The sequence below is a fragment of the Burkholderia sp. LMG 13014 genome (assembly GCF_905232215.1).
Taxonomy (GTDB): domain Bacteria; phylum Pseudomonadota; class Gammaproteobacteria; order Burkholderiales; family Burkholderiaceae; genus Burkholderia.
Genome location: NZ_CAJNKE010000210.1, coordinates 1 through 9,597, shown reverse-complemented (window position 1 = coordinate 9,597; position 9,597 = coordinate 1). Strand labels below are relative to the sequence as shown.

Below are 9,597 nucleotides of genomic sequence, written 5' to 3'. Positions count from 1 at the left end.
GATGCGGTACAGCGGCTCGAACAGCCATTCGAGCAGGCTGCGCCGCTCCAGCACGATGTCGGCCTTCAGCATCATCCCGGCCCGCAGCGACAGCGGGCGCCCTTCGAATGCCGGCGTGCGGTCGGCCAGCTCGACCCAGGTCTTGAAGTAGGTCTGCGGCGTGGCGGCATCGCCCGGCAGGTTCAGCTCCTTCGCGGAAAACGCGACGGGCGAGATCGACAGCACCTTGCCGCGATACGTGCCGAACTTCTCGACCGGATAGCTGGCGTACGCCACCTTCACTTCCTGCCCCTTCTTCACGAAGCCGGCCTTCGACGACGGGATGTAGACCTCGGCGATCAGCCCGTCGGCCTTCGCTGGCAGGATCTCGACGACGCGCGTGCCCGGCGGGTCGATCACGCCGCCCTGCACCACGTCGAGCCGCACGATCTGCCCGTCGGCCGGCGCGTACAGCACCTGGTTCACGTTCTCGTCGATGTTGTATTCCTTCGCGTTCAGCTCCTCCTGCTTGATCTTCAGTTCCGCGTTCGCGCCGTCGTACTTGCTCTGCATCGTGTCGAGGTCGCCGCGCAGCTTCATCGCATTCTTCGCGAGCTCGGCGCGACGCAGCAGCAAGTCCTGGTACGCCTGCCCGGCCTGCAGGTACTGCGTGTTGACCTGGTTGTACTGCTCGAGCGTCACGACCTGTTCGTCGAGCAGCTGCTTCACGCGCGCGCGCCGTTCGCCGTACTCGTCGACGATGCGCTTCTGGTCCTGGATCTGCCGGCCGATCAGCCCGCTGCTCTCGCCCTGCGCGGCGATCTGCTGGTTGATCTGCTGCACCGACGACTTGTATTCGAGGCGCGCCGCGTCGATCTGCTGCGTCACCTCGACGCGCTGCCGGTCGAGTGCCGCGCGCATCCCCTGCACGTTGTTCGCCTGGCTCACGAAGCTCGTGTCGCGCGTCACCGCCAGCAGCCGCTGGCCGGCCTTCACGTGCTGGTCCTTGCCGACGTAGATGTCGCGCACGGCCCAGCCCGGCGGCGCGCTGACGCCGATCAGACCCGAGCGCGGCGTCAGCATCCCCGACACGCTCTCGGTGTTCGCGTAGCTCAGCTCGACGAGCGCAATCACGAACATCGCGAACATCGTCAGCGACAGGTAGCAGAAGAACCGCATCGACACCGGCACATCGACGACGCCGTGGATCACGGTGCCGAAGGTCGTGCCGCGCGCGAGCTTGCGCGACGGCTTCTGTTCTCGGAGGGCGGAGTTCCAGGTCGGCATGGGGCGGGCTCGTCAGGAGCGACGCCGCGCGGCCGCATCGAGCAGCGGCGCCGGCATCAGGTAAGGCGTGAAGTGTTCCCAGAAATGCCACTGCTCGGGCTGGCGCACGAGCGCCTGCTCGAGCCGGTCGACGATGCGCTGGTGCGTCGCTCGCACCGGCGACGCGTCGTCGTCCGCGCCGAGCATCGGCGCGAGCGGGCTGGCCGCGAGCTCGGTGAAATGCACCGCGCAGCGATCGCGGAACGGCACGCCCGTCGCATACGCGACGAGTAGCGGAATCCCCTGCTCGACCGCGAGCTTCACGCCGCCGCCGGCCATCCGCACCCAGCGTCCGCCGAGCCGGCAGCGGTTGGTCTTGCCGAACTTGCCGTGCAGGTCGGAGAACAGCAGGAACACGGGCGCCTCGCGGCGCAGGCTCGTGATCAGCCGGCGCAGGTGCACGCGCTCCTCGATGTCGATGAATTCGACTTCGCCGGCACCGTATTCGGCGACGAGCCGCAGCGCATCGTCGAAGAACGCGCCCGGCGCATCGCGATGCAGGATCACCATCAGCTTGCGGTCGTCGGGAATCATGAAGCGCAGCTTCGTGACGAACAGCATCAGGTTGCCGAAGTGCAGCCCCGCGAGCATCAGCGGGCCGCCGCGCGCAAGCGCCGCCTGCAGCTGCGCGTCGCCTTCGCACGCCATCCCGTCGATCATCGACTTCATCGATTCGAGGCTGTGCGTGCGCAGCTTGAGCCCCGCGAACTCGGCCTCGAACAGTTCGCGCACGATCGCCGCCGACACGTCCCGCACGCGTCGCGGATCGTCGTTCAGGTGCGCGCTCAGCATGTAGGCGACCGCACGCTCGATCGACTCGCGAATGCACGGAAAGCAGCGCAGGCATGTATCCGAGCACCAGCGCATCAGCCGCAGCCCGCGTGCGGGCGACGTGCGCAGCGCGACGGCGCGCACCACGCGCCGCACCAGGAACGCATACGAGAACGGATTGAGCAGAAAGAGTCGTCCGAGCATCACCGCGTCTCCTCGGCCGAACGCCACGCGTCGGTCGCATCGGCCAATACGCCGTCCTGCATCTCGTAGATCCGGTCGACCATCGACAGGATCGACGCATCGTGCGTGACGAGCACGATCGTGCACGGCAGCGTCAGCACGTTGCGGCAGATCTCGTGCGTCGTCGCCTGGTCGAGGTTCGACGAAAATTCGTCGAGGATCAGCAGGCGCGGCTCGCAATACAGCGCCCGCGCGATCAGCAGCCGCTGCATCTGCCCGGCCGACAGGAATTTCTGCGTATCGCCGAGCGGCGTGTCGTAACGATGGTCGAGCCGCTCGATCTCGTCGTGGATGCACGCGAGCTTCGCCGCGTCGAACATCGCGCCGATCCGCGGCGCGGGCGCGAAATTCGTGATGTTGTCGCGGATCGTCCCGCGAAACAGCTGGTCGGACTGCGTGACGGCCGCGAGATGCTTGCGGTACTGCCGCAGGTTCACTTCGGCGAGATCGACGCCGCCGACGAACAGCGTGCCGGGCTCGGGCCGCACGAGCCCGCAGATCAGGTTCAGCAGCGTCGTCTTGCCGCTGCCGGTGCGGCCGACGATCGCGATCTTGCCGCCCGCCGGCACGTCGAGCGCGATGTCGCGCAGGATCGGCCGGTGGCCGCCCTTCGGCGTGTACGACAGCGCGCGGATCGACAGCGCGCCGTCGAAGCCGTCGACCGGCCGCACGACGGCGTCCGGCGCGGGCTCCTCGGTCTCGGTCTGCAGCACGTCCGCGACGCGGTCCATATGCACCTGCAGCACCTTGCGGCGCACGTAGAGCTGGATCGAATCGATGAACTTGTCGGCGAACAGGTTCTTGTACTGGATGAACGCGTAGATCACGCCGATGGTGCTCTGCCCGTGCATCACGAGCCACGCGCCGTACGTGACGATCACCAGCTGCTCGACGTGCACGATCCCCTTCGACACCGCATCGAACAGCAACTGCAGCCGCTCCTGCTGGCGCATCGCCTGCAGCTTCTGCGTGAACGCGTTGACCCACAGGCTGCTGCGCGCGGTCTCGGCCGACAGCAGCTTGATCGAATGCGCGGAGCGGATGTTCTCGATCAGCAGCGCGTCGGCTTCGGCGCCGCGCGTGAGGATCTGCGACATCGCGTCCTGCAGTTGCGGCTGGATCGCGAGCCGGCTCAGCGCGAACAGCACCATCCCGGCCAGGCTGATGCCGGCCAGCACCGGGCTGTAGTACAGCATCAGCACGAGCGTCAGCGTGCAGGTGACGATATTGAGCAGCCCGCCAACCAGCCCGTCGACCAGAAAGCGCCCGACCTCCGACACCGACGACACGCGCGAGATCGAATCGCCGGTGTTGTGGAACAGGAAATAACCGATCGGCAGCCGCGCGAGGTGCCCGACCATGTTCGCCGACAACTGCTGCGACACGATGTTGCGCAGGTAGCTCTTGATGTTGCCGACGAGGTTCGCGTAGAGCGTGTCGAACAGGAACACGATCGCGAACAGGATCGTCAGCAGGTACAGGATGTCGACGTCGGTCTTCTTCAGCGCCTCGTCGATCGTCAACTGCACGTACGACGGGCCGAGCAGCAGCAGAAGCTGCGCGGCGACGCCGCCCGCGATGCCGATCGCGAGGCTCTTGCGGATGCCGGTCAGCCCTTCGAGGTAGTCGCGCAGCCGGATCCGGTCGGTCTGCCCCGCCCGCGTGAAGCCGATGTCCGGATTCAGTTCGAGCGCATAGCCGGTGATGTGCGTGAGCGCCTGCGCGAGCGGCAGCTTCGTCTCGCCGAGCGCGGGATCGACGATGTGCACGCTGCCATAGCCGACCTTCGTCAGCACGACATAGTGGTTCATCCCCCAGTGCAGGATGCACGGCGTCTTGAGCGCATCGAGCTCGCCTGCGTCGAACTGCAGCCCGCGAGCGCGCAGGCCGAGATCGTTCGATATCTCCATCAGGTCGAAGAACGACAGCCCGGAATCGATCCGGACCGGGTAGCGGTTGCGCAGCGTGCGCAACGTCGTTTCGCGCCCGTGCCACGACGCGATCATCGCGAGGCAGGCCAGGCCGCACTCCGTCACCTCGTCCTGCAGGACCGGACGGACTTTACGCGTATTGAAGAGCATGGTCGGGCACCCGGGGCGCGACGACGCGCCGCCCGGGCCTGCCGATAGCGGGCCCGTGGCGGGTCGTGCGCGATACGCATGGGCGCAGCCGGCACGCTGCCGGCTGCGACGGAAGATCGGTGTTACCGGCCGCTGGGCGGGCCGCTCAGCGCGACGAGCCGAGCGACATCCGGAACTGTTCGACGGCGCGGGTCTGGTACTGGGTCATCAGGCCCTGGAGCGTGGACCCGATCGACTGGTTGACGAGATCGACCGTATAGGCGGCCGAATTGGAGTAAAGCGACGCGCCGCCGCGAATCTGGCGGGCCTGTTCTTCCGTGATGTCTCGCATTTGTTGTGGCCTTTATATTGTCGGAATGCCCGCCACCGTCAGCCAATTGCAATCTCAATGGCTGTTTACTTTATTACGGGGATAATCCGGCACTCCTGCCTCCTGATAATCGCCCGAACCGAAAATAATGCATTTCGGATTCGCTTTATTTCCACTGCGGCGATCGATTCTTTTCCTTCTGTTTCGCAGCATTTCGCGCGGGGGGCGCCTCCCCGCGCACGGCGGTTACTTGCCGGTGTTATTGAACGTCTTCGGGTTCTGCAGGTAATTGCCGAGGCTCGGCAGGAACTGGCCGAGCGCGGTCACCACCGGCGCGGCGTCAACGGCGAGGCTACCCAGCGAGCTGATCGCACCGCCGCCATGCACATTCCTGACCTGTTCCGTCGTCATGACCTTCATCATTCTCTCCTCGTAAAAAATAAAGATGATGCAAAGAACCTTCATTGAAAGACAAACGGCTTTTAATCCCTAGCGACTTGTTAATCTAATAATCACTGCGATTACGAGCCGAAATCAGGCTATCATGCGAGCGCATCGGAATTCAATGGAGGACACACTCTTACAGGCGCGTTTTCCGATGCGTCACGGATGGCAGGCATTCACGCTTTTTGAATTTCAATTTCAAAACGTTTAAATCCCGCCGCAATGCGTTGCGGCACGGGCAGGAGACGGAGACGGCCATGTTTGAAACGAGGCGCGCGAATCACGGATCGGCGACGCGGAATGCGGGTAATTCCCTATCAAGTTTTTCGACTAGGTGGAATCCCCGACTTGCAACCGTAACATTGTTCGCTGTAACGATAGCCGGCATGTCCGCAAACGCGCGTGCGTTCTGCCTCGACACTGCGTTCCAGTACGCGGCCGTGCACGATCCGCGCTACCTGCAGGCGCGCAGCGAATACGACGCCGCGCGCCAGAAATTCCCCGAAGCACGCGCGCAGATGTTGCCGCAGGCCGCCGCGCAACTCGAATGGGGACGCTACGGTACGCACGCGAATTTGTTCGGCATCGACGTCAGCGGGTCGAGCAATGCCGCCTACGGTTCCGCGCAAGTCACGCAGGCGCTGTTCAACGTGCCCTACCTGTACGACATGCGGCGCGCGACCGAGTACGAGGAATCGGCGAAACAGAAGCTCGAAGTGGCAAGGCAGGACCTGATCCTGCGCGTCGCGAACGCGTGTTTCGACCTGCTCAGCGCGCGCGAGAAACTGCAGTCGGCCGACGACGAAGTGAACGCGCTCACCCGGCTCGAAAGCGATACGCGACGCATGGCGCAGCTCGGGATGAAGACGATCGGCGATACGGCCGAAATCGAGGCGCGCCGCAGCCTCGCGCAATCCGACGAAGCCCTCGCGCAAACCGACGTCGACGCGCGTCGCGCGCGCTACGAGACGCTGCTCGGTTCAACGATCGATTTCTCGCGCTGGCCGCGGCTCGCGATGCGCGGCTCGTCGCCGCGCATTCCGTCGGGCGAATACGCGCCGCAGGACAACCCCGCGTACCGGCAGGCGTATCGCGACGTCCAGGTCGCGCGGCTCGCCGCGAAGCGCGTCAGCGCCGAGCACTTGCCGACCGTCGACCTGTTCGCGTCGTATTCGCGCGGGCTCAACCCGAACCTGCGCGGGCTCACCGATCGCTCCGACTTCCATCAGAGCGCGATCGGCGTGCAGGTGACGATCCCGATCTTCTCCGGCGGCAGCGTGTACTACCGGCAGGTGGAGGCCGAGCACGTGACCGAGCAGTATCGCAACCGGCTGCGCGAGGTCGAGGAACAACTGGGCACCGATCATCGCGAGGCGCTGTCCGCGCTCGAATCGGTCGGCAAGCGCATCCGCGCGCTGCAGCAGTCGCTGCAGGCCGCGCGCCTCGCATACGATTCGTCGATGAAGGCGCATCAGGTCGGCTACAGCACGACGTACGAAACGCTGAACCTGCGGCGCGACATCTCGGGCATCCGGCAGAAGTTGTTCGACAGCTATCTCGATGCGCTGAAGCTGCAGTTGAAGCTGAAAAGCGTGCTGGGTACGCTCGACGAACAGTCGCTGATCGCGGTGGACCGCTTCCTTGAAAGCAACGCGGAGAGCGACCGCAGTTAGGCTTCGGTTCGATGCGCATCGGCATGTCATAAAAGGTTGCATGCGCAACTTTGTTCGCCAATGCCGATGCGCGGGCCTATCGATCCATCGAAACCAGCGAGATGCGGTACCACCCCGTCGCTCGCGCAAACTTGCGTCCGACCCCGCGCCATCGCCCGACGCAACGCACGATCCCGATCGCACCCCGCGCCGGTCGCCGCTTGATCACGACGTGCAGGGGTATACGCGATGTTGCGTCAAAAAAAAACTTTGCCTAGAGTGCATCCCATCGATCCGGCGGACAAAGACGTCCCACGATCGTGCGCAGCGCGCGCCCGCTAGCCCGCGCTTCGCCGGCCCGACATCGGGCCACCCATCCGCATTCCCGTTATCCGACAGCGTTGTCGGATGAACGGACCGGCAAAGAAGCCCTTGCCTCGCTCGTCGAGGCAAGGGCTTTTTTTTGCCTTTCGAAAACGCACGTCTTCACCCGAACCAGGAGCACACCATGCGTCATGGCGATATTTCCAGCAGCAACGACGCCGTCGGCGTCGCCGTCGTCCAGTACAAGATGCCGCGCCTGCACACGCGCGCCGACGTGATCGCGAACGCCCGAGAAATCGCGGAGCGCGTGGTCGGCATCAAGCGCGGCCTGCCCGGCATGGACCTCATCGTGTTTCCCGAGTATTCGACGCACGGGATCATGTACGACGCGAAGGAGATGTACGACACGGCGTCGACGATCCCCGGCGAGGAAACCGACATCTTCGCGGCCGCGTGCCGCAAGGCCAACGTGTGGGGCGTGTTCTCGCTGACCGGCGAGCGTCACGAGGAGCACCCGAACAAGGCGCCGTACAACACGCTCGTGCTGATCAACAACCAGGGTGAGATCGTGCAGAAGTACCGCAAGATCATGCCGTGGGTGCCCGTCGAAGGCTGGTATCCGGGCGACTGCACATATGTCGCCGAAGGGCCGAAGGGGCTCAAGATCAGCCTGATCATCTGCGACGACGGCAACTATCCGGAGATCTGGCGCGACTGCGTGATGCGCGGCGCCGAGCTCGTCGTGCGCTGCCAGGGCTACATGTACCCGGCGAAGGATCAGCAGGTGCTCGTGTCGAAGGCGATGGCGTTCATGAACAACTGCTACGTCGCGGTCGCGAATGCGTCCGGGTTCGACGGCGTGTATTCGTATTTCGGCCACTCGGCGATCGTCGGCTTCGACGGCCGCACGCTCGGCGAATGCGGCGAGGAAGAAAATGGTGTGCAATATGCGGAGCTGTCGGTGAGCCTGATCCGCGACGCGCGCCGCAACATGCAGTCGCAGAACCACCTGTACAAGCTGCTGCATCGCGGCTACACGGGCAAGATCGGTTCGGGCGAATCGCCGAACGGCGTCGCGCAATGCCCGTTCGAGTTCTATGCGAACTGGGTGAACGACCCGGACGGCACGCGCCAGGCCGTCGAGCGCCTCACGCGCGCGACGCCCGGCACGCCCGAATGCCCGATCGAAGGCATTCCGTCCGAAGCGCCCGCGCACCGCTGAGCCCGCGCCCTGCCCGGCCGTTCGCGCCGCGTGCGCGAACGGCTCCGTCTCACTCTGGATGGAGCCTTCATCATGCTCGGTGTCGCTCTCTTCTTCATCGGCGCGGTGCTGGTCGTCAACGGCGTCGCGCTCACCGGCCGCATCGAACCGCGCGACGCAGCCGGCCTGAACCTGCTCGTCGGGCTGCTCGCGTTGCTGATCAACCTTGCCGGCCTGGTTCAAGCATCGGCGCCGCCGCAGTATTTCTCGAGCGCGGGCGGGCTGCTGTTCGCGTTCACGTACCTGTATCTCGCCGCCGTCCAGTGGCGCGGGCTGCAAGGCGCAGGCCTCGGCTGGTATTGCCTGTTCGTCGCGATCAGCGCGCTCGTCTATGCGGGCACGTCGCACGACGTGCGTTTCGGCGCGATGTGGCTGCTGTGGTCGAGCCTGTGGTTCCTGTTCTTCGTCGCGCTCGGGCTGAAGCGGCGCGTGCGCTTCCTGCCCGGCTACACGATCGCGATCGGCGTCGGCACCTGCTGGCTGCCCGGCATGCTGATGATGACGGGGAGGTGGTAATGAGCGCACGCGATACGCCGCTGGCCACCGATCCGCTCGCCGGGCACCGCATCGCCGACGCGCCGTTCTACCAGCCGGCCGGCGCCGAGGCCGACTGGTTCGAGACGGCCTGCCGCCATCACCTGCCGGTCCTGCTGAAAGGGCCGACCGGTTGCGGCAAGACGCGATTCGTCGAGTACATGGCGTGGCGCATGGGCCTGCCGCTGATCCAGGTCGCGTGCAACGACGACACGTCGGCGGCCGACCTGACCGGCCGCCACCTGCTCGACGCCGACGGCACCTACTGGGCCGACGGGCCGCTCACGCTCGCCGCGCGGCATGGCGCGATCTGCTATCTCGACGAGATCGTCGAGGCGCGCCCCGACGCGACGGTCGTGATCCATCCGCTGACCGACTCGCGGCGCGTGCTGCCGCTCGACCGGCTCGGCGAGGTCGTGCATGCGCATCCGGATTTCCATCTGGTGATCTCGTACAACCCCGGCTATCACGGCGAACACCGGCGGCTGAAGCCGTCGACCAGGCAGCGTTTCGTCGCGATCGACTTCGGCTATCCGGATGCAGCGCACGAGGCCGACGTCGTCGTGCGCGAAAGCGGCGCCGACCGCGAAACCGCACGCCGGCTCGTCGATCTCGCCCACCGCACGCGCGCGCTCGCTCAGGCCGGCAACGGGCTCGACGAAGGTGCATCGA

9 protein-coding genes are annotated in these 9,597 nt (G+C 65.4%); 4 read left to right on the top strand and 5 right to left on the bottom strand.

The features are described from left to right. The 5 genes from JYJ84_RS20155 to JYJ84_RS20135 all read right to left on the bottom strand — a co-directional run. The coding region (locus JYJ84_RS20155; protein ID WP_205189403.1) for an HlyD family secretion protein at positions 1–1,266 on the bottom strand (1,266 nt) is incomplete at its 3' end. 12 nt (positions 1,267–1,278) lie between these two features. Further along, positions 1,279–2,283: a hypothetical protein gene (locus JYJ84_RS20150; protein ID WP_175222588.1), complete on the bottom strand. Its 1,005-nt coding sequence runs from the start codon at positions 2,281–2,283 to the stop codon at positions 1,279–1,281. Continuing rightward, positions 2,280–4,400 carry a peptidase domain-containing ABC transporter gene (locus JYJ84_RS20145; protein WP_122949483.1) on the bottom strand — a complete coding sequence of 707 codons (2,121 nt, stop codon included), beginning with the start codon at positions 4,398–4,400 and terminating at the stop codon, positions 2,280–2,282. Before JYJ84_RS20145 ends, JYJ84_RS20150 begins: the two co-directional genes overlap by 4 nt. A 145-nt stretch (positions 4,401–4,545) precedes the next feature. Beyond that, positions 4,546–4,731: a hypothetical protein gene (locus tag JYJ84_RS20140; RefSeq protein WP_031396799.1), complete on the bottom strand. Its 186-nt coding sequence runs from the start codon at positions 4,729–4,731 to the stop codon at positions 4,546–4,548. 225 nt (positions 4,732–4,956) lie between these two features. Next, on the bottom strand, positions 4,957–5,133 hold the full coding sequence (locus JYJ84_RS20135) for a hypothetical protein (RefSeq protein WP_006479216.1): 177 nt from the start codon (positions 5,131–5,133) through the stop codon (positions 4,957–4,959). 278 nt (positions 5,134–5,411) lie between these two features. On the opposite strand from JYJ84_RS20135, the gene JYJ84_RS20130 reads away from it, so the two are divergent. From JYJ84_RS20130 to JYJ84_RS20115, 4 genes are all read left to right on the top strand, one after another. Further along, positions 5,412–6,827, top strand: coding sequence for a TolC family protein (locus JYJ84_RS20130; protein WP_175222587.1), 1,416 nt, complete (start codon positions 5,412–5,414; stop codon positions 6,825–6,827). A gap of 487 nt (positions 6,828–7,314) precedes the next feature. Further along, positions 7,315–8,352 (top strand): aliphatic amidase, encoded by a 1,038-nt coding sequence (locus tag JYJ84_RS20125; RefSeq protein WP_043183421.1) that lies wholly within the window; start codon positions 7,315–7,317, stop codon positions 8,350–8,352. Positions 8,353–8,424: 72 nt separating this feature from the next. Next, positions 8,425–8,907 carry an AmiS/UreI family transporter gene (locus tag JYJ84_RS20120; protein WP_112750634.1) on the top strand — a complete coding sequence of 161 codons (483 nt, stop codon included), beginning with the start codon at positions 8,425–8,427 and terminating at the stop codon, positions 8,905–8,907. Continuing rightward, positions 8,907–9,597, top strand: a 691-nt coding sequence (locus JYJ84_RS20115; RefSeq protein ID WP_205189402.1) for an AAA family ATPase, incomplete at its 3' end; no start/stop codon positions are given. The genes JYJ84_RS20120 and JYJ84_RS20115, both read left to right, overlap by 1 nt.

Bases quoted from the DNA above. Each gene is read 5' to 3' on its own strand.
- JYJ84_RS20125 (WP_043183421.1), top strand. From the start codon at position 7,315: ATGCGTCATGGCGATATTTCCAGCAGCAACGACGCCGTCGGCGTCGCC.
- JYJ84_RS20140 (WP_031396799.1), bottom strand. From the start codon at position 4,731: ATGCGAGACATCACGGAAGAACAGGCCCGCCAGATTCGCGGCGGCGCG.
- JYJ84_RS20135 (WP_006479216.1), bottom strand. From the start codon at position 5,133: ATGATGAAGGTCATGACGACGGAACAGGTCAGGAATGTGCATGGCGGC.
- JYJ84_RS20145 (WP_122949483.1), bottom strand. From the start codon at position 4,400: ATGCTCTTCAATACGCGTAAAGTCCGTCCGGTCCTGCAGGACGAGGTG.
- JYJ84_RS20130 (WP_175222587.1), top strand. From the start codon at position 5,412: ATGTTTGAAACGAGGCGCGCGAATCACGGATCGGCGACGCGGAATGCG.
- JYJ84_RS20120 (WP_112750634.1), top strand. From the start codon at position 8,425: ATGCTCGGTGTCGCTCTCTTCTTCATCGGCGCGGTGCTGGTCGTCAAC.